Annotated in this window: 20 protein-coding genes and 1 riboswitch; of the genes, 12 read left to right on the forward strand and 8 right to left on the reverse strand. The window is 74.2% G+C overall.

Going from position 1 to position 21,615, the window contains the following annotated elements; translation table 11 throughout:
• The first annotated feature begins 100 nt into the window (after window positions 1–100).
• A complete protein-coding gene (locus V6U82_RS14360; RefSeq protein ID WP_128137913.1) occupies window positions 101–547 on the forward strand; it encodes a DoxX family protein in 447 nt (148 codons plus the stop codon).
• A gap of 55 nt (window positions 548–602) precedes the next feature.
• Here the strand turns inward: V6U82_RS14360 and V6U82_RS14365 are convergent, their stop codons facing one another.
• Window positions 603–1,283 (reverse strand): DUF4232 domain-containing protein, encoded by a 681-nt coding sequence (locus V6U82_RS14365; protein WP_334461358.1) that lies wholly within the window; start codon window positions 1,281–1,283, stop codon window positions 603–605.
• Between the two features lie 7 nt (window positions 1,284–1,290).
• Complete coding sequence (locus tag V6U82_RS14370; protein WP_091425503.1) at window positions 1,291–1,599, reverse strand: ArsR/SmtB family transcription factor; 309 nt, start codon at window positions 1,597–1,599, stop codon at window positions 1,291–1,293.
• A gap of 89 nt (window positions 1,600–1,688) precedes the next feature.
• Between V6U82_RS14370 and V6U82_RS14375 the strand changes: the two genes are divergently transcribed.
• The 4 genes from V6U82_RS14375 (at window position 1,689) to paaN (ending at window position 7,339) form a co-directional block, all read left to right on the forward strand.
• The gene (locus V6U82_RS14375; RefSeq protein WP_334461362.1) at window positions 1,689–2,663 is read left to right on the forward strand and encodes a DMT family transporter; all 975 of its coding nucleotides are present in this window, start codon (window positions 1,689–1,691) and stop codon (window positions 2,661–2,663) included.
• A 72-nt stretch (window positions 2,664–2,735) separates the two neighbouring features.
• Window positions 2,736–2,868: riboswitch (SAM riboswitch) on the forward strand.
• Between the two features lie 12 nt (window positions 2,869–2,880).
• Window positions 2,881–4,170: a threonine synthase gene (gene thrC, locus V6U82_RS14380; protein WP_128137911.1), complete on the forward strand. Its 1,290-nt coding sequence runs from the start codon at window positions 2,881–2,883 to the stop codon at window positions 4,168–4,170.
• Between the two features lie 423 nt (window positions 4,171–4,593).
• Window positions 4,594–5,613 (forward strand): GNAT family N-acetyltransferase, encoded by a 1,020-nt coding sequence (locus V6U82_RS14385; RefSeq protein WP_334461365.1) that lies wholly within the window; start codon window positions 4,594–4,596, stop codon window positions 5,611–5,613.
• Between the two features lie 52 nt (window positions 5,614–5,665).
• Window positions 5,666–7,339: a phenylacetic acid degradation protein PaaN gene (gene paaN, locus V6U82_RS14390; RefSeq protein WP_181726750.1), complete on the forward strand. Its 1,674-nt coding sequence runs from the start codon at window positions 5,666–5,668 to the stop codon at window positions 7,337–7,339.
• Window positions 7,340–7,398: 59 nt separating this feature from the next.
• Here paaN and V6U82_RS14395 read toward each other — a convergent pair whose 3' ends face one another.
• Window positions 7,399–7,914 carry a GNAT family N-acetyltransferase gene (locus V6U82_RS14395; RefSeq protein WP_334461367.1) on the reverse strand — a complete coding sequence of 172 codons (516 nt, stop codon included), beginning with the start codon at window positions 7,912–7,914 and terminating at the stop codon, window positions 7,399–7,401.
• Between the two features lie 218 nt (window positions 7,915–8,132).
• On the opposite strand from V6U82_RS14395, the gene V6U82_RS14400 reads away from it, so the two are divergent.
• The 3 genes from V6U82_RS14400 (at window position 8,133) to groL (ending at window position 11,707) form a co-directional block, all read left to right on the forward strand.
• On the forward strand, window positions 8,133–8,336 hold the full coding sequence (locus V6U82_RS14400) for a cold-shock protein (protein ID WP_013288855.1): 204 nt from the start codon (window positions 8,133–8,135) through the stop codon (window positions 8,334–8,336).
• A gap of 289 nt (window positions 8,337–8,625) precedes the next feature.
• Window positions 8,626–9,810, forward strand: a complete 1,185-nt coding sequence (locus V6U82_RS14405; RefSeq protein ID WP_334461372.1) for a hypothetical protein — start codon at window positions 8,626–8,628, stop codon at window positions 9,808–9,810.
• Between the two features lie 274 nt (window positions 9,811–10,084).
• Window positions 10,085–11,707: a chaperonin GroEL gene (gene groL, locus V6U82_RS14410; RefSeq protein WP_018787968.1), complete on the forward strand. Its 1,623-nt coding sequence runs from the start codon at window positions 10,085–10,087 to the stop codon at window positions 11,705–11,707.
• Between the two features lie 71 nt (window positions 11,708–11,778).
• On the opposite strand, the gene V6U82_RS14415 is transcribed toward groL, so the two are convergent.
• From V6U82_RS14415 to V6U82_RS14425, 3 genes are all read right to left on the reverse strand, one after another.
• Window positions 11,779–12,021 (reverse strand): hypothetical protein, encoded by a 243-nt coding sequence (locus V6U82_RS14415; protein WP_128138499.1) that lies wholly within the window; start codon window positions 12,019–12,021, stop codon window positions 11,779–11,781.
• 70 nt (window positions 12,022–12,091) lie between these two features.
• Window positions 12,092–13,018: a GNAT family N-acetyltransferase gene (locus V6U82_RS14420; RefSeq protein ID WP_334461375.1), complete on the reverse strand. Its 927-nt coding sequence runs from the start codon at window positions 13,016–13,018 to the stop codon at window positions 12,092–12,094.
• 43 nt (window positions 13,019–13,061) lie between these two features.
• Window positions 13,062–15,476, reverse strand: a complete 2,415-nt coding sequence (locus V6U82_RS14425) for a S8 family serine peptidase (protein WP_334461377.1) — start codon at window positions 15,474–15,476, stop codon at window positions 13,062–13,064.
• A 68-nt stretch (window positions 15,477–15,544) separates the two neighbouring features.
• On the opposite strand from V6U82_RS14425, the gene V6U82_RS14430 reads away from it, so the two are divergent.
• Together V6U82_RS14430 and V6U82_RS14435 are read left to right on the forward strand one after the other, a co-directional pair.
• A complete protein-coding gene (locus V6U82_RS14430; protein WP_334461407.1) occupies window positions 15,545–17,362 on the forward strand; it encodes a glycerol-3-phosphate dehydrogenase/oxidase in 1,818 nt (605 codons plus the stop codon).
• A 66-nt stretch (window positions 17,363–17,428) separates the two neighbouring features.
• Complete coding sequence (locus V6U82_RS14435) at window positions 17,429–17,926, forward strand: hypothetical protein (protein ID WP_128138178.1); 498 nt, start codon at window positions 17,429–17,431, stop codon at window positions 17,924–17,926.
• Here V6U82_RS14435 and V6U82_RS14440 read toward each other — a convergent pair.
• Complete coding sequence (locus tag V6U82_RS14440) at window positions 17,923–19,323, reverse strand: FAD-binding oxidoreductase (protein WP_334461379.1); 1,401 nt, start codon at window positions 19,321–19,323, stop codon at window positions 17,923–17,925. The two genes, V6U82_RS14435 and V6U82_RS14440, sit on opposite strands and share 4 nt — an antisense overlap.
• A 33-nt stretch (window positions 19,324–19,356) precedes the next feature.
• Between V6U82_RS14440 and V6U82_RS14445 the strand changes: the two genes are divergently transcribed.
• The gene (locus tag V6U82_RS14445) at window positions 19,357–19,689 is read left to right on the forward strand and encodes a DUF4031 domain-containing protein (protein WP_145753703.1); all 333 of its coding nucleotides are present in this window, start codon (window positions 19,357–19,359) and stop codon (window positions 19,687–19,689) included.
• Here V6U82_RS14445 and V6U82_RS14450 read toward each other — a convergent pair.
• Window positions 19,615–20,250 carry an HD domain-containing protein gene (locus V6U82_RS14450; protein WP_128138175.1) on the reverse strand — a complete coding sequence of 212 codons (636 nt, stop codon included), beginning with the start codon at window positions 20,248–20,250 and terminating at the stop codon, window positions 19,615–19,617. The genes V6U82_RS14445 and V6U82_RS14450 overlap by 75 nt on opposite strands.
• 69 nt (window positions 20,251–20,319) lie before the next feature.
• Between V6U82_RS14450 and V6U82_RS14455 the strand changes: the two genes are divergently transcribed.
• On the forward strand, window positions 20,320–21,573 hold the full coding sequence (locus V6U82_RS14455; protein WP_334461380.1) for an FUSC family protein: 1,254 nt from the start codon (window positions 20,320–20,322) through the stop codon (window positions 21,571–21,573).
• Window positions 21,574–21,615 lie beyond the last annotated feature (42 nt).

Raw genomic sequence — 21,615 nt, forward strand, 5'->3', positions numbered from 1 at the left:
GTTCCCACGAGATTGTCCCGCCTGCAAAGAAATCGATTAACATCAATCAATGGTCCCGCCATCCTGGACGGCGTCCGGCACCCGTACCAGGAGGTTTCCCATGATCCCGGCGCAGTTGAAAGCCCCTGTGCTGTCCCTGTTCCGCATCGTCACCGGCCTGCTCTTCCTCTGCCACGGCGCCGCCTCGATCTTCGGCGTCTTCGGCGGCAACCCGGCCACCGGCGGGGCCGTCCCGTTCGGCACCTGGCCCGGCTGGTGGGCGGCGCTGATCCAGCTCGTGTGCGGCGCGCTGGTGCTCGTCGGCCTGTTCACCCGGCCGGCCGCGCTGCTCGCCTCCGGCTCGATGGCGTACGCGTACTTCGTGGTGCACCAGCCGGACCACCTGATGCCGATGCAGAACGGCGGCGAGCTGGCCGCGCTCTTCTGCTGGTCGTTCCTGCTGGTCGCGGTGCTCGGCCCGGGAAACTGGGCGCTCGACGCGCTGCTGGCCCGGCGCCGGTCCACCGCGGCCGAGCCCGCCGTCGCACCGGCCTCGGTCCCGGTCTGAGCGTTCGCCGCCGAACCAGATCCCGGTCGGGGTGCTCCCGTGCCGGGCTCTGGTTCTACAGCGGATTGGCCGGCGGAGTCGTCGATGGCGGGGGTGGGGCGGCCGGCGTGGGCGTGTCGGCCGGGCCGGGTCTGCGGCGCTCCCACGCACTGACGCCCAGCCGGCCGGTGTTGCCGAGGTCGATCGGCCCGTCCAGGGCGACCGGGTACGCCGGCCGGCCGGCCGCGGGCGCGACGTCGAGTTCGGTGCCGTCGGTCGCCACCACCGTCGGGTCGGTGACCAGGTTCCGCCAGATCAGCGCCGCACCGGCCCGCTCGCCGGGGGCCAGCACGATCCGGGTGGGCGGGTGGTCGAAGCCGGAGGTGATCGGCTTGGCGCCCGGGATGATCCGCACCTTGACCGGGTCGCCGTCGGCGTCCCGGAGCGTGACCGCCGGGTAGCCGCTCAGCTCGTACGGCCGGTCGCCGCAGTTGAGCAACTCGAGGCCCATCGCCCGCAGCCCCATCGCGGCGCTCACCCCGAGTTCGGTTATCGCGATGCCCTCCGGGGAGCAGGTGGCGGCGGGCGTCGGCTCGGCCGTGGGGGCGCCCGGTCGCGGCGGCACAGTGGTCAGCGGGTCGACTCCAGTGGGCGGCGGGGCGGGCAGCCGCCCGTCGGCGGGCCCCTGCGCCGGGGCGCAGGCGGCCGTCAGCGTCACGCCGGTGAGGACGCCGATCAGGCGCGCCGGTTTCCGCATCCGGCGATCATGCCACTCCGCCGCGCTCGGCGAGGACCGCGTCGAGCAGACCCGGGTAGAGGCGGTCCAGTTCCTCGCGGCGCAGCCGCACGTAGCGGGTGGTCCCGGCGACCCGGGTGCGGGTCAGGCCGGCCTCCCGCAGCACCTTGAGGTGGTGGCTGCGGGTGGCCTTGGAGACGCCGAACTCGAACGAGCCGCAGGCGTGTTCCCCGCCCGGCGCGAGCGCCCGCACGATCTGGAGCCGGACGTCGTCGGCCAGCGCCGCCAGCACGGCGGTGACCGGCACCTCGCGCAGCTCGGGTTCGTGCAGCTCCATGTGACTACGATAACCCATGTTCGACAATCGTCGAACAAGCTCCTAGAGTCGTGCCGTTGGTTCGACGGTATTCGAACATAGGAGCTGCGATGCGTTCCCGTCACGCCACCCTCCCGATCTTCGCCGCGGTCAGCTGGGGGGTCATGTTCCCCGTGCTCGCCAGCGCGCTCACCCGCGTCGACGCGCTCAACCTGACCACCGCCCGCTACGTGCTCGCCACCGCCGTGCTGCTCGCCCTGCTGCTGGCCCGCGAGGGGGTCACCGCCCTGGCCACCCAGCGGCGCGGCGTCGAGGTGGTGCTCCTCGGCGCGCTCGGCTTCGCCGGGTTCAACACGCTGATGAACCTCGCCCTCGGCCACGCCGCACCGCAGCAGATCGCGCTCTTCGCGGCCACCGTGCCGCTGGTCACCCAGTTCGTCCGCTGGGCACGCGACGGCGTCCGCCCGCGTCCGGCCCTGCTCGGCATCTCGCTCGTCGCCCTGGCCGGCGTCGGCCTGGTGATCACGCGCGGCCGGCTCGACGGACTGGGCCAGTTCGGCTGGGGCGGGCTGCTCATGATCGGCGCCGTGCTCGGCTGGGCGTTCTACACCCACGGCGCGAGCCGGTTCCCCGAGTGGTCCGCGCTGCGCTACACCACGCTGACCGCCGTCGCGGGCATGCTCGCCATGATCGCCGCCAGCGCCGTCGCCGACCTCACCGGACTCCAGCACGCCCCGGCCGCCGCCGACCTCGTCGCGATCGCTCCGCAGCTCGCGTACGCGGTGCTGGTCGCCGCCGTCCTCGCGGTGCTGGCGTGGAACACCGGCGTACGGCGGCTCGGCCCGGCCGACGCCGCGCTGTTCATGAACCTGGTGCCGGTGGCCACGTTCGCGGTGCAGATCCTGCGCGGCTACCGGCCGGTCGCGGTGGAACTGGTGGGCGCCGGGCTGACCATCGCCGCCCTGGTGGCCGCGAATCTCGTCACCCGTACCCGCTCGGCAGCGGTGACCACGACGGCGCCGGAGCCGGTCGCGGTGGTGGACCGGCCCGCGGTGGTGGACCCGGTCGCGGTGGTCGGACGCTGAGCCGGCCCACAGCGTGGGATCCCGGGGTGGCGCGGCCGTGAGCAGCGCCTAGACTCGGCGGCACAACTGAATACCTCATCCAGAGGGGCTGAGGGATACGGCCCGACGACGCCCCGGCAACCACCCGCACGCTCGACGACGAGCGACGGCGGGCAGGTGCCAATTCCGTCCCCGCCGCACCCGGCGATGCGGGGAAAGATGAGAGGAAATCCTCGACATGACGTCGACGCTTCCCGTCGCCACCGGTATCGACACCTCCCTCAGCCCGGCCCGCGCCCTGGTCTGCCGCGCCTGTTCGGCGCGGTACCCGCTCGCCGCGCAGCACGCCTGTTACGAGTGTTTCGGGCCGCTGGAGGTCGACTACGACACCGCCGTGCTGGCCACCGTCACCCGCGAGCAGATCGAGGCCGGTCCGGACAACATCTGGCGGTACGCGGCGCTGCTGCCGGCCGGTCAGGAACCGGCCACCCGGGTCACGCTCGACCCGGGGCTGACGCCACTCGTCGCCGCCCCGCACCTCGCGGCCGAGCTGGGGCTCACCGCGCCGCTCTGGGTCAAGGACGACAGCGCGAACCCCACCCACTCGTTCAAGGACCGGGTCGTCTCGGTGGCGCTCACCGCGGCCCGGGCGCTCGGCTTCACCCGCTACGCCTGCGCCTCCACCGGCAACCTCGCCAACTCCGTCGCCGCGCACGCGGCCCGGGCCGGCGTGCCGTCGATCGTCTTCATCCCCGGCGACCTGGAGCAGGGCAAGGTCGTCACCACCGCGGTGTACGGCGGCGACCTGGTCGCCATCGACGGCTCGTACGACGACGTGAACCGGCTCTGCGGCGAGCTGGTGGAGACCGACGAGTTCGAGGACACCGCGTTCGTCAACGTGAACGTGCGGCCCTACTACGCGGAGGGCTCCAAGACGCTCGGCTACGAGGTGGCCGAGCAGCTCGGCTGGCGGATCCCGGCCCAGGTGGTCATTCCGATGGCCAGCGGCGAGCTGCTCACCAAGATCGACAAGGCGTTCGCCGAGCTGGTCGAGATCGGGCTGGTCGAGGCGCCGGCCGGCGGCTGGAAGGTGTTCGGCGCGCAGTCGGCCGGCTGCAACCCGATCGCCACCGCGCTGCACGGCGACACCGACACGATCACGCCGGTCAAGCCGGCCGGCATCGCCAAGTCGCTGAACATCGGCGACCCGGCCGCCGGGCTGTACGCGCTGGAGGCGGTCCGCCGTACCGGCGGCTGGATGGACTACGCCGACGACGACGAGATCCGCGCGGGCATCCGGCTGCTCGCCCGTACCACCGGGGTGTTCGCCGAGACGGCCGGCGGCGTGACGGTCGCGGTGCTGCGCAAGCTGGTCGAGTCGGGCCGGCTCGACCCGGCCGCCGAGACGGTGGTGTTCAACACCGGCGAGGGCCTGAAGACGCTCGACGCGGTCGCCGCCCAGGTCGGCCCCACCCACCGCATCAAGCCCAGCCTCCGCGCCGCCCGCGACGCCGGTCTCCTGACCTGACCGCCCGGTCCCGCCGCCCGTCGCCCGTCACCCCGCCGCCTGTGCGGTGATCAAGGAGAAAGTGTCGCCGGACGTGCCGTTTCGGGACACGAACTCCTTGATCACCGCCGTGGGCGGAGCGGGCGGAGCGGGCGGAGCGGGCGGGCCGAGTGGGGGAGGTGGGCTCGCCCGGGTGGGGGATCGGGTGAGACCGGTGGGTAACCGGTGATGTGCGGTGAGTGCCAGAAAACCGCCCTCAAGGACTTGACGGCAGGAACCGGACGGCGCAAGATGCTTCGTGCGGGAGGGCATCCGCCGGAGACTTTTCAAGTTCTTGCGACCCAACGCCGGAGGCGTTGTGCGGACGTCCCTCCCGACCAACGTCCGAAGGGGCCGGCGGAAAACCGCTGGCCCCTTCGCTGTGTCCGGCGCACCCTCAGTGGCATGACGCCGACCGTGACGCCGCTCGACCCCACCGACCGGCAGACGCTCGACGCGGTCTACCGGATCGCGTGTGCCGCGCAGGCCGTCGACGAGCCCGACCTGCCCGACCCCTGCCGGCGGCGGTTCGAGGCGCCGCTGTGGCATCCGATGCCCGGCATCGACACGCGCTGGCTGGTGGCCCGGTGGGACGGGCAGCCCGTCGGCTGGCTGCGGCTCTACCTGCACACGATCGACAACACCGAGAACGCGAGCGTCGAACTGACGGTGGACCCGGCGTACCGGCGGCGGGGGATCGGGCGCACGCTGCACGAGCACGGCGTCCGGCTGCTGCGGGAGCACGGCGGCAAGCGGCTTGTCGGCGCGACGGTCGCCGCGCTGCCCGGCGAGGAGGACCGGGTGTTCCCCGGTGCCGCGTTCGCCGCCGCGACGGGCGCCAAACCGGCGCTGGCCGACGTCCGCCGCCGCCTCGACGTGGCCGGACTCGACCGCGACCGGCTGCGCGCGCTGCTGGCCGAGGCCCGCGCCGCGGCGACCGGGTACCGGCCGGTGCGGTGGCGCGACCACACCCCCGAGGAGTACGTCGCGGACGTCGCCTACCTCCAGGGCCGGCTGCTGCTCGACGCGCCGATGGGTGAGCTGGACTGGGAGCCGGAGCAGATGGGCGCGGCGCGGGTGCGGGACGCGGAGCGGGCGCTGGACGCCCGGGGCGTACGCCGGTACAACACCGGCGTGGTGCACGAGGCATCCGGCCGGCTGGTCGGCTGGACCCAGCTCGGCCTGGACGCGGGCAGCACCGGTCACGCCTGGCAGGAGATCACCATCGTCGACCCCGGCCACCGCGGCCACCGGCTCGGCCTGCTCTGCAAGGCCGGGAACCTGGCGTACGCCCTGACGCACGAACCGGCGTTGCGGGCCGTCGACACCTGGAACGCGGCGGCGAACCGCCACATGATCGCGATCAACGAACAGCTCGGCTTCCGCCCTGCCGCCGGATCCGTCGACTGGCAGTTGACGATCTGAGTTGTGACACGCCCCTACTGATCTGGTGCCTTTCTGTTGCATGATGGCGGGCATGACGGAGACCCCGCACCCCCTGTACGACAGGCACCGCGAGACCCTCGACCGGGCGCTGACCGCCATCGCGGAGCGCGGGTACTGGTCGGCCTACCCCGAGTCGCCCAGCCCTCGGGTGTACGGCGAGACCGCCGCCGCCGACGGCAAGGCCGCCTTCGAGGCGTACCTGGGCGGGGACTTCCCGCTCGACCAGGCCGGTGACGGCACCACCGTGGCCACCGAGGTCAGCCCGTTCGGGGTTGCGCTGGACGTGCGCTACCCGCACGCGGGCGCCGACCAGCTGGTGTCCGCCGCGAGCGCCGCGCTGCCCGCCTGGCGCGACGCGGGCCCGCAGGCCCGGGCCGGTGTCTGCCTGGAGATCCTGGACCGGCTGCACCGCAACGTGTTCGAGCTGGCCAACGCGGTGCAGTTCACCAGCGGTCAGGCGTTCGTGATGGCGTTCCAGGCCGGTGGCGCGCACGCGCTGGACCGGGCGCTGGAGGCGGTCGCCTACGCGTACGCGGAGATGACCCGTCACCCGGGGACGGCCGGCTGGGAGAAGGCCGCCGGCAAGGGCGACCCGCTGCGGATGACCAAGACGTTCCACGTGGTGCCGCGCGGGGTCGCGCTGGTCATCGGCTGCAACACGTTCCCGACGTGGAACTCGTACCCCGGTCTGTTCGCCTCGCTCGCCACCGGCAACCCGGTGGTGGTGAAGCCGCACCCGCGCGCGGTGCTGCCGCTGGCGATCACCGTCCGGTACGCCCGGCAGGTGCTCGCCGAGGCCGGCTTCGACCCGGACCTGGTGCAGCTCGCCCCCGAGACGGACGGCGAGAAGCTCGCCACCACGCTGGCCCTGCACCCGGCCGTGAAGATCGTCGACTTCACCGGCTCCACCGAGTACGGCGACTGGCTGGAGGCGAACGCCCGGCAGGCCGCCGTCTACACCGAGAAGGCCGGCCTGAACACGGTGGTGATCGACTCCACCGACGACTTCGCCGGGCTCTGCCGCAACCTGGGCTTCACGCTGACCCTGTACAGCGGCCAGATGTGCACCACCTCGCAGAACCTGTTGATCCCGCGCGACGGCATCGACACCGACCAGGGGCACAAGAGCTTCGACGAGGTGGCCGCCGGGATCGCCGGCGCGGTCGCCAAGCTGACCGCCGACCCGGCCCGCGGCGTCGAGCTGACCGGCGCGATCGTCAACGACGGCGTGCTGGAGCGGCTGGAGGAGGTCACCAAGGTCGGCGAGCCGGTGCTGGAGTCGCGCACCGTCGAGCACCCGTCCTTCCCCGGCGCCGTGGTGCGTACGCCGACCGTGGTGAAGCTGGACGCGTCCGACACCGCGACCTACTCGCGGGAGTGGTTCGGGCCGATCTCGTTCGCCATCGCCACCGACTCCACCGAGCACAGCCTGCGCATCCTGCGCGAGACGGTGGGGGAGAAGGGCGCGCTGACCGCGGGCGTCTACTCCACCGACGAGGCGGTGCTGGACGCGGCCGAGGCGGCGGCGATCGACGCCGGGGTGCACCTGTCCTGCAACCTGACCGGCGGGGTGTTCGTCAACCAGTCGGCGGCGTTCTCCGACTTCCACGGCTCGGGCGCGAACGCGGCGGCCAACTCGGCGCTGACCGACGGCGCGTACGTCGCCAACCGGTTCCGCATCGTGCAGAGCCGCCGGCACGCCTGAGTCACCGGTTCCGGGTGCGTCGGTCGTCGCGGTGACGACCGACGCACCCGGATGCGTCCTCAGGCCGCGCGGCGCATCTGGAGTTCGTACAGGCCGGTGATCCGGGGGTGCGGCACCCGTGCCCCGGTGTCCACGAAGCCCAGCTTCTGGTAGGCCCGGTAGGCGCGGTCGTTGCCGACCACCACCTCCATCATCAGTTCGGGCCGTCCGCAGGCGCGCGACCAGGCGGCCACCTCGTCGACGAGTGCCGCCAGCAGGCCGCTGCCCCGCCGGGCCGGCGTCACGTAGACCGCGTAGACGAGCGTCAGGCCCGGCTCGTCCGGCGCGGCGATGCCGCCGGCGTGCCCGACCAGGCGACCGCCCGGGTCGGCCACGAACTGCGCGGTGTGGTCGCCCCGGGAGACGGCCGCGACCCGGGCCGCGAACTCCGCGTGCGGCCGGGCGGCGGCCTCGGCCACCGTCTCCAGGAAGGCCAGCGGTGAGTCGGCCAGCATCTCCAGCCGGAGCGCCCGCATCCGGGCGGCGTCGGTCGGCCGGACCCGGCGGACGGTGGTCGTGGCGGTCGCGCTGGTCATGCCGCATGCATACCGGACGGCCCGCCGCGGGTGTGCGACAGGCCCGGGTACGCCCCGGAATATGCCCGATTTGTGGTCGTGCGCCGCCGTCACGCCTCGTGTAGCGTGCGATTTCGGTCACTGAATTCAGCATCACCGATTGCTGAATCGGTGCGCCGCCGGTGCCGGTCCGCCGGTCTCCGGGTGTTGGAACGCCGCGCAGAGTGAGGAAGTGCACCGTGGCACAGGGCACCGTGAAGTGGTTCAACGCCGAAAAGGGCTACGGCTTCATCGCCGTCGACGGCGGGCAGGACGTCTTCGTCCACTTCTCCGCGATCGAGATGGACGGCTACAAGGCGCTCGACGACGGTCAGCGGGTCGAGTTCGAGATCGCGCAGGGGCAGAAGGGGCCGCAGGCCGAGCGGGTCCGCGTCATCGCCTGAACCGCGGCGGGCGGTGCTCCCGCGACCGGACCCCGGACCGGGGCTGCGTCGCGGCCGACCACCATGGAAGATCATGAGCCGTTCCAGCCGTAGTCGCTGAGGAGGGCCCATGTCCGATCTGCCCCCGTCGGGTTCCACCGAGCCGGCGGCGTCCGGCCCTCCGGCCGACCCGACCGCGTCCCCGCCTCCTGCTGCCGATCCGGCACCGGGACCGTCGGGGGCCACCGGAGGGGCCACGCGCGGCTCGGGCGCGTCCGGCGCCGACCCGTGGGCCGGTCATACCGGCCCCGTGCCGATCGTGCCCGACCAGCCGGGGTACGACAGCCCGCATCCCGGCGCCCCGAACCCGGCCGGCCAACCCGCCTGGGGCGCCCCGCCCGGCTGGACCGCGCCGGGCGACGGCCCACCCGGCCACACCCCGCAGGGCTGGAACGCTCCGGGCACTCCGCCGCACGGCTGGAACGCTCCGGGCACCCCGCCGCAGGGCTGGAACGCTCCGGGCACTCCGCCGCCGGGCTGGGGCGGCCCCGCGTACCCGGGCTATCCGATGCCCGGCGCGGCCTACCCGGTCCCGGGTGCGGCGTACCCGGTGCCGGCCGGTCCCGGGACGTACGCCGGCTGGTTTCCCGGCATCGACCCGCAGGATCCGCTCGTCAACCCGCCGCACGCGGGCATCGGCCCCTGGTTCGCCCGCTGCCTCGCGGCGCTGCGGCGCGGCTGGCGGCAACTGCTGCCGATCGTGCTGCTCACCCAGGTGGTCCCGGCGGCGGTGATCGGCGTCCTCACGCTCGTCTTCAGCCCCGAGGGCGAGCTGGCGACCGCCCCGGACGGCGCGCCGGTGCTGCCGGCCGGCTTCTGGGGGCAGATGTTCGCCTTCTACGGCGTGCTGCTGTCCGCCGGGCTGGTCTTCGGCCTGCTCCAGGCGGCGGGGTGGGCCGCCGGCACCTGGGTGGTCGCCCGCCAGGCGGCCGGCGAGCCGACCGGGCTCGGCGCCGCCTTCCGGTACGGGCTGCGCCGTGCCCTCGGCCTGTGGGGCTGGACGCTCCTGGTCTCGCTGCTGGTCATGATCGGCAGTTGCTTCTGTCTGCTGCCCGGCCTCTACGCCGCGTTCGCCCTGGCCCTGTTCGGTCCGGTCTACCTGTTCGAGCGGCGGGAGCCGATCGGGCGGGCGTGGCGGATGTTCCACAGCCGGTTCGGCATGGTGCTGGGCCGGGTCGCGCTGGTGATGGCGGTGCTCGTCGCGTCGACGGTGCTGGACGCGGTCGTGGGCGGGATCAGCGGGGCGGTGTTCGGCGTCGAGCCGATGACGGCCGTCGGCACCGCGATCGGCGCCGTGGCGCTCGCCGTGTTCGGCGCCCTGCTGGCCGCCCCGGCGTACCTGGCGCAGCAGGTCGGGCTGGTGGTCACGTACGCCGAACAGCGGGCTCAGGAAGGCCCGGTGAACGCGGCCCGGCTGGCGGCGGAACTCGGCTGAGCGGGGCTGTCGTGCTTGCACTCGGCTAGGGAGAGTGCTAAACAAGTCATTGGCACTCGCGTACGGTGAGTGCCAGAAGGTCGGGGCGGTAGGGCCACGGCCGCGCCGGTGTCCGAAGGGGTGCCGGAGCGGTACGAGGCCGGTCGTCGCGGGCTGTCCGGCCCGACCGAGGAGACGTCGTCGTCGCCAGGTGGCGACGTCCCCAAGGTGCGTACACCAGACGGCCCATCCGGGCATCCGGGTGGCCCGTGAGTGTCCAGGAGGACAACGCCGTATGGCCAAGATGATCGCGTTCGACGAAGAGGCGCGCCGCGGCCTCGAGCGGGGCATGAACCAGCTCGCCGACGCCGTGAAGGTGACCCTCGGCCCCAAGGGCCGCAACGTCGTGCTCGAGAAGAAGTGGGGTGCCCCCACCATCACCAACGATGGTGTGAGCATCGCCAAGGAGATCGAGCTCGAGGACCCGTACGAGAAGATCGGCGCCGAGCTGGTCAAGGAGGTCGCGAAGAAGACCGACGACGTCGCCGGTGACGGCACGACGACGGCGACCGTCCTGGCCCAGGCCCTGGTCCGTGAGGGTCTGCGCAACGTGGCCGCCGGCGCCAACCCGATGGCCCTGAAGCGGGGCATCGAGGCGGCCGTGGCCAACGTCTCGGAGGAGCTGCTCAAGCTCGCCAAGGACGTGGAGACCAAGGAGCAGATCGCCTCCACCGCCTCCATCTCCGCCGCCGACCCCAGCGTCGGCGAGATCATCGCCGAGGCGATGGACAAGGTGGGCAAGGAAGGTGTCATCACCGTCGAGGAGAGCAACACCTTCGGCCTGGAGCTCGAGCTCACCGAGGGCATGCGCTTCGACAAGGGCTACATCTCCGCCTACTTCATGACCGACCCGGAGCGTATGGAGGCCGTCTTCGACGACCCGTACATCCTGATCGTCAACAGCAAGATCTCGTCGGTGAAGGACCTGCTCCCGATCCTGGAGAAGGTCATGCAGTCGGGCAAGCCGCTGCTGATCATCGCCGAGGACCTGGAGGGCGAGGCCCTCGCCACCCTGGTCGTCAACAAGGTCCGTGGCACCTTCAAGTCGGTCGCCGTCAAGGCGCCGGGCTTCGGTGACCGCCGCAAGGCCATGCTGACCGACATCGCCATCCTCACCGGTGGCCAGGTCATCAGCGAGGAGGTCGGCCTCAAGCTGGACGCGACCGGCCTCGAGATGCTGGGCCGCGCCCGCAAGGTCGTGGTGACCAAGGACGAGACCACCATCGTCGACGGTGCCGGCGACGCCGAGCAGATCCAGGGCCGGGTGAACCAGATCCGGGCCGAGATCGACAAGAGCGACTCCGACTACGACCGGGAGAAGCTGCAGGAGCGTCTGGCCAAGCTGGCCGGCGGTGTTGCGGTGATCAAGGTCGGCGCGGCCACCGAGGTCGAGCTGAAGGAGCGCAAGCACCGCATCGAGGACGCCGTCCGCAACGCGAAGGCCGCCGTCGAGGAGGGCATCGTCCCGGGTGGTGGCGTCGCGCTGGTGCAGGCCGGCAAGACCGCCTTCGACAAGCTGGACCTGGCCGGCGACGAGGCCACCGGCGCGCAGATCGTCAAGATCGCGCTGGACGCCCCGCTGCGGCAGATCGCCGTCAACGCCGGCATGGAGGGTGGCGTCGTCGTCGAGCGCGTCCGCAACCTCGACCCGGGTCACGGCCTCAACGCCGCGACCGGCGAGTACGTGGACCTGCTGGCCGCGGGCATCATCGACCCGGCCAAGGTGACGCGTTCCGCGCTGCAGAACGCCGCCTCGATCGCCGCGCTGTTCCTCACCACCGAGGCCGTCGTGGCGGACAAGCCGGAGAAGACCCCGGCCGCCCCGGCTGGTCCGGGTGGCGGGGAGATGGACTTCTGAGTCCAGCTCCATCCAGTACGCCGAAGGGGGCGGGCCGCGTCAGCGGTCCGCCCCCTTTCCGCGTACCCGGCTCAGGTGGGCAGCGGGCGCTGGTTGCGCCGCTTGTGCGCCCGGTCGTACGGCGGTGGCGGCCGCCTCGGCTCGTCCACCGGCTGCCGTGGCTCCTCCACCGGTGGCCCGTCGGCGCCGGTCAGCTCGGCGAGCTGCTCGGCGTCGCCGACGTCGAGCCGGTCGAACGGGAGCTGGCCGGGAAGCTCGTCGGCCGGGCGCCGGCCCGCCGTCGGATCCTCGGCCCGTTCGTCATTCGTGGTCATGCACCGCCTCCTCTGCTCCGACCGTAGAGCCCGGTCGATGGCGAAGGAGGCCGAATGGCGCTATTGACGTCTATGCCCCTTTGAGGGCTTTCCGGTAGAGGAAGAACACCCGCTCGATCCGGGCCCCGGCCGCGTTCGAGTAGAACGGCACCGGCCCCACCCAGCCGATCTGCGCCGCGGTGATCCCGGCGGCCGCCTGGTCGCGCAGGCAGCGGCGCAGCAGCACGCCACCGATCCCGGAGCCCTCCGCCGCCGGTGCGGTGCCCATCGGCCCGAACCAGCTCGGCCGCGCCGACCCGTACGCGGCGAACCCGAGGATCTCGCCGTCCCGCTCGGCCAGGTGCACACCCGCGTCCGGCCGCCCCACCGAACCGGCCAGCTCACCGTCCCAGGTGCCGCCGAACGTGGACCGGGCGAACGCGGCGAGCGCCGGCAGGTCGTCGGCGCCGGCCCGGCGTACCGTCACGCCCCGCCCGGCCAGCCGCTGCTCGGCGGCCTCGGTGGAGCGCAGCGCCGCCGACTGCTCGGTCAGCTCTGCGGTCATGTTCCAGGCGGTACGGTCCTGCCGGTAGCCGAGCCGCTGCGCGGCGCAGACCGCCGGGGTGTAGCGCACGTCGATGCCCGGCCAGGCGTAGTGCGGCGGGTTCCCGGCGAGCAGCACCTCGCCCGCCCCGAGCGCGCCGAGCCGGCTCTCCGCCTCGGTCAGCAGCGCCCCGCCCACCCCCTGGCGGCGCTCCCTGGGCGCGACAGCGACCAGGTCGACGTGGCCGAGGCGCGGATCGGCCGCCGACAGCGACCCGACGAGTACGCCCACCAGCGCGCCGTCGCGTACCGCGCCGAGGCGCAGCACCGGACGGTCCGCCTCGGCCCGCTCCGCCACGGTGACCACCACCGCTGACGCCTCGGCCGCGTCCTCCGGCAGGTCGAGCGACAGCCGGCACAGCTCGACCACCTCGGGCAGCCGGTCCCGGCCCAGCTCGATGATCTCCACGTCCATGGACGCCGACCCTAGAACATCGGCAGACCAATGGACAGGGTTGTTAACCGGTCGTCGCGGACCGGGCCGCGCGCACCGCCGCGTAGGCGTCCACCAGCCCGGCGCCGGAGACGTCCTGCGGTCCGCCGCAGGCAGCCGCCCCGGCAGGCCGGGCGACCGGCTGCGCGGTGTCGCGCAGGATCGCCCGCGTCCGTTCCAGGTCGCCGACCAGCGCCGGATTCGCCGACCACATCAGCGCCACCACGCCCGCGACCTGCGGCGTGGCCATCGAGGTGCCGTCCAGGGTGGCGTACCCGCCGCCCGGCATCGCGGAGAGCACGGCGGCGCCGGGGGCGACCAGGTCCGGCTTGGCCCGGCCGTCCGGCGCCGGGCCGCGGCTGGAGAACTCGGTGACGCGCCGCTGCCGGTCCACCGCCCCGACGGTCAGCACGTCCGGGTACGGCGCGGGCGCGTCCGCGATCGAGCCGCACGACGGGCCGGTGTTCCCGGCCGCGGCCACCACGAGGATGCCGGCCGCGGTCAGCGCGGCGGTCGCCGGTCGCAGCGCACCCGGGTCGCACCCCTCCACCGGCGGACAGCCCCACGAGTTGGTGAGCACGTCCGGGGCGCGGGAGGGACGGCCGTCGGTGAGCGGGTTCCCGCCTTCGGGGAACGGGGCCAGCATGAACTGGAGGCAGTCGAGGTAGCGGGCCGGGCTGCCCATGTTGCGGTCGAGGTTGACGCAGCCGACCCAGCTCGCGCCCGGCGCCACGCCGACCCCCTCCCGGCCCACCGCGCTGCCGAGCGTGTGGGTGCCGTGGCCACCCCGGTCCGCCGGGGCGCGGCGGCCCTCCCACGGGTCGTACCACGAGTCGTCGCCGCCACGGAACCCGCCCGCGAGCGCCGGGTGCCGGCCGTCCACCCCGGAGTCGGAGCTGCCGACCACCACACCGGACCCGGTGACGCCCAGCTCCGACCAGACCCGGTCCGCGCCGATCAGCGAGACGTTCCAGGCCGGACCGGCCGGTGCCGGCGCGTCGCCGCGCGCCTGCGGGGCGAGCGCGGGCAGTGGGCGCAGCCGCTGGCTGACCAGCACCCGGGCCACCTCGGGACGGCTGGACAGCCAGGCCCGCACCGCCGGCCCGCCGTCCGTCTCGATCGCGTTCACGAGGTAGTACGGCGTCGGGTTCAGCCGCATCCCGGTCAGCGTGCGACGCAAGTCGCCCTGTGTGCGGTCGGCTGTGGCCACCAGCCGCCGGTAGACCTCGTTGGCCCGGGCGTCCCGTCCGGCCCGGCCCGGCGTCCCGGCCGGCAGGCCGGTCAGGTCGGCCTGTTCGCGCAGCACCACGAGCAGCCGCTCGCCGTACAGTCCGGGCTGGCCGGGGACCACGTACACCACGGCGACGGCGGCGAGCAGCGCGGCGGCGGCCAGCGCGGCCGGACCGCGCCGGGGCGCGCGGGCGCGGGACCGGGCGAGCAGCACGCCGTACCCGACTGCGAGCAGGACCGCGACGGCGAACGCCACGCCGGTGCCCACCGCGACCCAGAACGGCGTGTCGCGGGTGGCGGACAGCAGGAGGCTGACCTCCTCCGGGTCGGTGAACGCCAGCGGCCCCAGCAGGGCGAGCCCGACCAGCCGGCGGGCCGGGGCGGGCCCGGCCGGGCGTCCCGCGTGGCGGGCCGCCGCCTCCAGCGCGGCCAGCACGAAACCGAGCGGCGGCAGCAGGACCAGCGCCGGCAACTGCACGCCCGACTGTCCGGCGCCGGCCGCGAGCGGCGTCAGCGCCACCCCCGCGACCAGACCGCCGACCAGCACCAGCCGGGCCGGACCCGGCCCGAACGCGGCCCAGAAACCGGCACCGAGAAGCGCCCCGGCGAGCGCGCCCAGCGCGGCGGCGGCCAGACCGGCGAGCAGCGTCTCCAGCGCTCCGCCCAGCGCGCCCACCCAAGCCCACGGCAGCAGGACGGCCAGGCCGGCCGCGATTGCCAGCAGCGACACCGGCCCGAACCGGCCCTCCGGGACCGCGTCCACCACGACCGGCGGCCGGACGCGGCCGAGACGGACGGCGACGAGCGCGAGCGCGGCGGCGGTCACCGCGAGCGCGGCCAGGTACGCCTCGTGGTGCACCGGCGGCACCGTCCGCAGCAGCGTGGTCGCGCCGAGCGCGACCACGGCGGCGGTCCAGGCCCGGCCGGTCGCCCGCAGCGCGGGGGAGCGGGGCGCGAGCGCCAGCGCCAGCGCCGGGGCGCCCGCCAGCAGCACGGTGGCCACCGCCACCACCGGCCAGGCCGCCACCGGCCGGTCCGCGCCGATCACCAGCGCCACCTGGTCGACCAGCCAGCCGGTGACCTGGCCCGGCACGGTGACCAGGACGATCCACACCCCGGTCGCCGCCGCCGCGACGACCGGCCACGGACCGGTCTCGCGCGGTGGCGGCGGCGGTACGGGGGCGGGCGGCGGGCCGGTCAGCATGGTCATCACGGTACGGCCGGGACGTGTCGCCGCGCGCCCGGGACGGTTACCGTTGACTGGTGCGTGACCCGAGTGTGTCCCGATCCACGGCCGGCCGGCTCTCCGCCGAGCGCCGCGCCGACGACCTGCGCCGGCTCCGGGCCGAGCGGTTCGACGTGCTGGTCATCGGCGGTGGCGTGACCGGAGCGGGCGCCGCGCTCGACGCCGCGTCCCGAGGGCTGAAGGTCGCCCTGGTGGAGGCGCGCGACTACGCCGCCGGCACGTCCAGCCGGTCCAGCAAGCTGATCCACGGCGGCCTGCGCTACCTGGAGCAGCTGGAGTTCCACCTGGTCCACGAGGCGCTGACCGAGCGCGGCCTGCTCGCCACGCGGCTCGCGCCGCACCTGGTCCGGCCGGTGCCGATCCTGGTGCCGCTCCCGGCCGAGGGCGGCGCGCGTGACCTGCCCGGACGCTTCTTCCGCCGCTCCTACTACGGCCTCGGCGTGGCCGCGTACGACGCGTTCGCCGGGGTGTTCGGCGGCGGGCGCGGCATGCCGCTGCACCGGCACCTCACCCGCGAGGGCACCCGCCGGATCTTCCCCAGCCTGCGCCCGGACAAGCTGGCCGGCGCGATCCGCTACTACGACGGCCAGGTCGACGACGCCCGCCTCGTGGTGACGCTGGCGCGCACCGCGGCCAGCCTCGGCGCGACAGTGGTGACGAGCGCGCGCGCGGTCGGCCTGATCCGCCAGGCCCGGGAGGTCACCGGCGTGCGGGTCCGCGACCTGGAGGCGCCCGCCGGCTCGCCGGACGCCGAGTTCGAGGTACGCGCCCGCACCGTGATCGCCGCCACCGGCGTGTGGAGCGACGACATGTCGCGGATGCTCAACGACGTCGGGCTGCGCCCGAAGCTGCGGGTCCGGGCCTCCAAGGGGGTGCACCTCGTGGTGCCCCGCTCGGCGATCGTCGGCGAGACCGGCCTGATCCTGCGTACCGCGACGAGCGTGCTGTTCGTGATCCCCTGGGGCGGGCACTGGATCATCGGCACCACCGACACGGACTGGCAACTCGACCGGTCCCACCCGGCCGCGACCGCGAGCGACATCGACTACCTGTTGTCCCAGGTGAACGAGGTGCTGGACCGTCCGCTGACCACCGCCGACATCGAGGGCGTCTACGCCGGGCTGCGCCCGCTGCTGGCCGGCGAGGCGGACTCCACCTCCAAGCTCTCCCGGGAGCACGCGGTGGTGGAGCCGATGCTCGGTCTGCTGCTGGTCGCGGGTGGGAAGTACACCACCTACCGGGTGATGGCCTCGGACGTGGTCGACCGCGCGATGCACCGGCTCGGCCGGACCCGCCCGTCGCGTACCGCGGATCTGCCGCTGCTCGGTGCCGACGGGTACGCCGCCATGTGGCGGGACCGGGCCGACCTGGCCCGCCGGCACGGGGTGGCGGTCGGGGTGGTCGAGCACCTGCTGGAGCGCTACGGCACGCTCACGCTCGACCTGCTCGCCCTGGTCGACGCCGATCCGCTGCTCGGCTCGCCGCTGGCGGGCGCGCCGGAATACCTCGCCGCCGAGGTGACGTACGCCGCCCGCGCCGAGGGCGCGCTGCACCTGGAGGACGTGCTCACCCGGCGTACCCGGATCTCGATCGAGACCAGCCACCGCGGCCTGGAGTCGGCGGAGCACGCCGCGGAGCTGATGGGCGCGGTGCTCGGCTGGGACGCGGCGACCCGGGACCGGGAGGTCGCCCACTACCGGGCGCGGGTGCTGGCCGAGCGGGAGTCGCAGCTCATGACGGACGACATCGCGGCCGACGCGGCCCGCCTCGGCGCGCCCGACGTGCGCGGGTTCGCCGCCGACCGGGGCACCGACGGCCCGGGCGTTGAACTTCCGGCCTCCCCCAGGTAGGGGATCCCCGACCCGGGCCGCTCGGCCGCTGGTGCGCGCTACCTACGGAAGTGTAGGTTTCCCGGCGTGGTTCGCCCCTCCCGGTTGCGCGTCCCCGCCCTGTGCGTCGTGGTCCTGCTGGCTCTGACCGGCTGCTCCTTCGGCCAGGCGGAGGGCGCCACCACACCCGGAGCGGCCGGCACGGCCAGTCCGGCACCGGACGGCAGACGCGTCTCCCTGGTGCAGCGGCTCGGCGACGGCCCGGTCCGCAACCTGGAGGTGGACCCGTCGGGCCGCTGGCAGTGCCGCGACTGCGCCGGTGACGGCGTGAACGCCACCGGCACACTGAGCGCGGAGCAGACCCAGCGGCTCCAGCGGATGCTCGCGGACCCGGCGATCGCGAAGGAGACCGACGAGGCCCGCGGCTACAAGCAGGGCTGCATCGGCGTGCTGACCTCGACGCTGCTCGTGCCGCCGGACCTGACCGTCACCATCCAGGACTGCCCGGGTGAGCCGAAGCCGAAGGTGGCCTACGACGTGCTGCTGCTCGTCACCCAGGCCACTCCGGCCGAGGACAAGGGCTAGAAGACCTTGCCGGGATTGAGCAGCCCGGCCGGGTCCAGCGCCGCCTTGATCGCCTGGTGCACGCGTACGCCCACCGGGCCGATCTCGCGGGCCAGCCAGTCCCGCTTGAGCAGCCCGACGCCGTGCTCCCCGGTGCAGGTGCCGCCCAGTTCCAGCCCCAGCCGCATGATCTCGTCGAAGGCGCGCCGTCCCCGGGCCAGGCTCGCCGGATCGGCCCGGTCGACCACGATGTTGGGGTGCATGTTGCCGTCGCCCGCGTGGCCGACCACCCCGATCGGCACCTGGCACGCCTCGGCGATCCGGGCCACCCCGTCCAGCAGTTCCGCCAGCCGCCCGCGCGGCACCGCCACGTCGTCGATGACCAGGCCGCCGTTGCCGCCCGGGAACGTCTCGGCCGCGAACCGCTCCATCGCCGGATGGGCCAGCCGCCGCGCCTGGAGCAGGGCCGCGGCCTCGGTCGCGTCGGTGGCCGCGTAGACCTCGTCGGCGCCCGCCGCCGTGCACACCTCGGCCAGCCGGGCCAGGTCGTCGGCGGCCCGCACGCCGGTGTCCACCGCGGCGAGCAGCAGCGCCTCGGCGTCCGTGCGCAGACCCATCGGCCGGTACGCCTCGATCGCCCGCAGATGCGTCCGGTCCAGCAGTTCCAGCAGGCTCGGGGTGAGCCCGCGCTCGGCGATCCCGGCGACCGCGCCACCGGCAGTCGCCACCGTGGGGAAGACCGCGACCAGGGTCAGTGACTCCTCCGGGGCCGGGCGCAACGCCACAGTCACCTCGGTGATCACGCCGAGCGTGCCCTCCGAACCCACGAACAGGCGGGTCAGGTCGTACCCGGCGACCCCCTTGGCGGTACGCCGCCCGGTGCGCAGCACCTCGCCGGAGGCGAGCACCACCTCCAGGCCCAGCACGTACTCGCTGGTGACGCCGTACTTCACGCAGCACATGCCGCCGGCGTTGGTGGCCACGTTGCCGCCGATGGTGGACGACTCCCAGGAGCCGGGGTCCGGCGGATACCAGAGGCCGTGCTCCCGTACCGCGCGGGCCAGCGCCGCGTTCACCACGCCGGGCTGCACCACCGCGATCCGGCCGACCGGGTCGATCTCCCGCACCGCGTCCATCGCCACGGTGCTCACCACCACCGCGCCGGCGACCGCGTTCGCCGCGCCGGCCAGCCCGGTCCGCGCACCCTGCGGCACCACGGGTACGCCGTGCCGCGCGGCCGCCCGGACCACCGCCACCACCTCGCCGGTGTCGCGGGGACGGACCACCGCCAGCGGGGTGCCCGAGTCGCACAGGTCGGCCTCGTCGCGCTCGTGCCCGGCCAGCAGGTCCGGGTCGGTCAGCACGGCGGCGTCGCCGAGCGCGGCCCGCAGGTCGTCGATTAGGGGATGGGCGGCCATGCCGGGAAGGCTACCGGCGTACCGTCTGTTGCCGTGCTCTACCTGGACCCGCCCGCCGTGCCCTGGCGCGGCCGGCTCTGGTCGCACCTGATCAGCGACGTCTCGTACGCCGAGCTGCACGCGTTCGCCGAGATGCTCGGCGCGCCCCGGCGCGGCTTCGACCGGGACCACTACGACGTGCCCGCCGAGCGGTTCCGGGCGGCGGTGTGGCTCGGCGCCACGGTCGTGCCCTCGCGGGAGATCGTCCGGCTGCTGCGCGACGCCGGTCTGCGCCGCCCGAAGCACCGCGTCTCAGGCGAGCGCGGCCAGCTCCCGGGACAGGTTGGCCCGCGCCCGGGCCTCCCAGCGGGCGTACGGCTCGGGTAGGCGGTACAGCGCCGGCAGGGCGAGCAGGTGCCGCAGCACCGCGGCCCGGCCGGCACGGAACTCCGGTTCGGGCACGTGCGCGTACTCGGCACGGATCGCGGCGGCGTACCTGTCGTAGCGTTCCGGCGGGGCCGCCAGCACGGCCAGGTCCGCGTCGCAGAGCAGCGCGCCGTCCGGGTCGTCCGGCCCGATCACGTGACCGGCGGTGAGCAGCACCAGACGGCGTACCCCGGTCACCGTCGCGGCCGGGAGCCCGGCGGCGGCCAGCAGCTCACCGGCCAGGTCGGCGCTGGCCCGCTCGTTGGCGTCGCCCGCCGCGCGCGGGTCGTAGACCGCGTCGTGGCACCACGCCGCCAGCCGGACCAGGCCGGGGTCGCGGGCCAGACCGGCGTACGCGTCGACCACGTCGAGCACCGCCCGCAGGTGCGCCTCGTCGTGGTAGCGCCGGTGCGGCTCCCGCCAGCCCGCCAGCAGCCGGGCGCCGGCCCGGTCGACTCCCGCCGGATCGGTCGCGCCCGCCGCCCGTGCCGTCTCCCGCCACCGTGCCGTCAGATCGTCCACCGGGTGCAGTCTGCCCCACTCCGCGACCGGACCGGGGATTCAGCGGGATCGTCGCGGGTAGTACCCGCCATGGCCCGGGACCGACGACTGCCGTTCCTTCGTCGCCGCGATCAGCGTGCAGGCCCGGGCGACCGTGACGGCCAGCGGATCGCCTCCGCGATGGACGAGCTGCGGCACCGGGGCAAGGCCACCCTGCACGACCGGCTGCACCGGGTCCGCACCGCGTTCGGCCTGGCGGTGCAGGCCGGGCTCGCCGCCGGCCTGGCGTACCTGATCTCGCACCGGCTGCTGAAGAACCCCCAGCCGGTCTTCGCCCCGATCTCGGCTGTCGGCACGCTCGCCGCCTCGGTGGGGCAGCGGTTCCGGCGTACCGTCGAACTGATCGTCGGCGTGGCGGTCGGCGTGCTCGTCGGCGACGCGCTCATCTACTTCGTCGGCACCGGCGCGTGGCAGCTCGCGCTCGTGGTGACCTCGGCGATCCTGCTGAGCATCTTCGCCGGGGCGAGCGTCGCCATCGTCATCCAGGCCGCGGCCACCGCCGTACTGATCGTGACGCTCAGCCCGTCCACGGAGAATCTGGAGTTCCCCCGCTTCATCGACGCGTTCCTCGGTGGCGGCATCGCGTTGCTGGTCACCGCCATCCTGCTGCCGCTCAATCCGCTACGGGTGATCAACCGGGCGGCCCGGCCGGCGCTGGACCTGCTCGCCGACCAGCTCGACGCCTGCGCCGACGCGGTGCGCAGCCAGGACCGGGACGCCGCCCAGCAGGCGCTGTTCCGGCTGCGGGAGAACAAGGAGGAACTGGCCGCGCTCTCCGAGGCGATCGAGGGCGCCAAGGAGACGAGCACGCTCTCGCCGGCCCGCTGGCACCGGCGCAGCGAGCTGACCCACTACGCCGAGGCGGCCGAACCGATCGACCGGGCCATGCGCAACAGCGGCACGTTGATCCGCCGCGCGGTCACCATGATCGAGGACGCCGAACCGGTCCCCGAGCCGATGCCGGACGCGATCGGTCACCTGGCCGAGTCGGTACGCCTGCTCCGGCAGGAGTTCGCCTCCGGGCAGGAACCCGAGGAGGCCCGCGAACGGTCGCTGCGCGCGGTGAGCGAGGCCGGCCGGGCGTACGCCGAGGGGGTCGGCTTCTCCGGCAGCGTGGTGATCGCCCAGGTGCGTACCACGGCGAGTGACCTGATGGTGGCCTCCGGGATCGAGCAGGAGGAGGCGAACCGGCTGGTGCGGGAGGCGTTCGGCGAGAACCGCCAGGGCGAACCCGCAGCCCGGAACCCCGCCGCCCACCCACCCACAGCCCCACCCGTCGGCTGACCCACCCCACCCGCCCCCCCCGCCCCCCCGCCCCCCCACCCC

Source organism: Micromonospora sp. CPCC 205554, assembly GCF_036902745.1.
Classification (GTDB): domain Bacteria; phylum Actinomycetota; class Actinomycetes; order Mycobacteriales; family Micromonosporaceae; genus Micromonospora; species Micromonospora tulbaghiae.

Coding starts and splice junctions, on each gene's coding strand:
- V6U82_RS14395 (WP_334461367.1), bottom strand. CDS start 7,914: ATGACCAGCGCGACCGCCACGACCACCGTCCGCCGGGTCCGGCCGACC.
- paaN (WP_181726750.1), top strand. CDS start 5,666: ATGACGGAGACCCCGCACCCCCTGTACGACAGGCACCGCGAGACCCTC.
- V6U82_RS14425 (WP_334461377.1), bottom strand. CDS start 15,476: ATGACCATGCTGACCGGCCCGCCGCCCGCCCCCGTACCGCCGCCGCCA.
- V6U82_RS14420 (WP_334461375.1), bottom strand. CDS start 13,018: ATGGACGTGGAGATCATCGAGCTGGGCCGGGACCGGCTGCCCGAGGTG.
- V6U82_RS14385 (WP_334461365.1), top strand. CDS start 4,594: ATGACGCCGACCGTGACGCCGCTCGACCCCACCGACCGGCAGACGCTC.
- groL (WP_018787968.1), top strand. CDS start 10,085: ATGGCCAAGATGATCGCGTTCGACGAAGAGGCGCGCCGCGGCCTCGAG.
- thrC (WP_128137911.1), top strand. CDS start 2,881: ATGACGTCGACGCTTCCCGTCGCCACCGGTATCGACACCTCCCTCAGC.
- V6U82_RS14365 (WP_334461358.1), bottom strand. CDS start 1,283: ATGCGGAAACCGGCGCGCCTGATCGGCGTCCTCACCGGCGTGACGCTG.
- V6U82_RS14375 (WP_334461362.1), top strand. CDS start 1,689: ATGCGTTCCCGTCACGCCACCCTCCCGATCTTCGCCGCGGTCAGCTGG.
- V6U82_RS14455 (WP_334461380.1), top strand. CDS start 20,320: ATGGCCCGGGACCGACGACTGCCGTTCCTTCGTCGCCGCGATCAGCGT.
- V6U82_RS14415 (WP_128138499.1), bottom strand. CDS start 12,021: ATGACCACGAATGACGAACGGGCCGAGGATCCGACGGCGGGCCGGCGC.
- V6U82_RS14440 (WP_334461379.1), bottom strand. CDS start 19,323: ATGGCCGCCCATCCCCTAATCGACGACCTGCGGGCCGCGCTCGGCGAC.
- V6U82_RS14370 (WP_091425503.1), bottom strand. CDS start 1,599: ATGGAGCTGCACGAACCCGAGCTGCGCGAGGTGCCGGTCACCGCCGTG.
- V6U82_RS14360 (WP_128137913.1), top strand. CDS start 101: ATGATCCCGGCGCAGTTGAAAGCCCCTGTGCTGTCCCTGTTCCGCATC.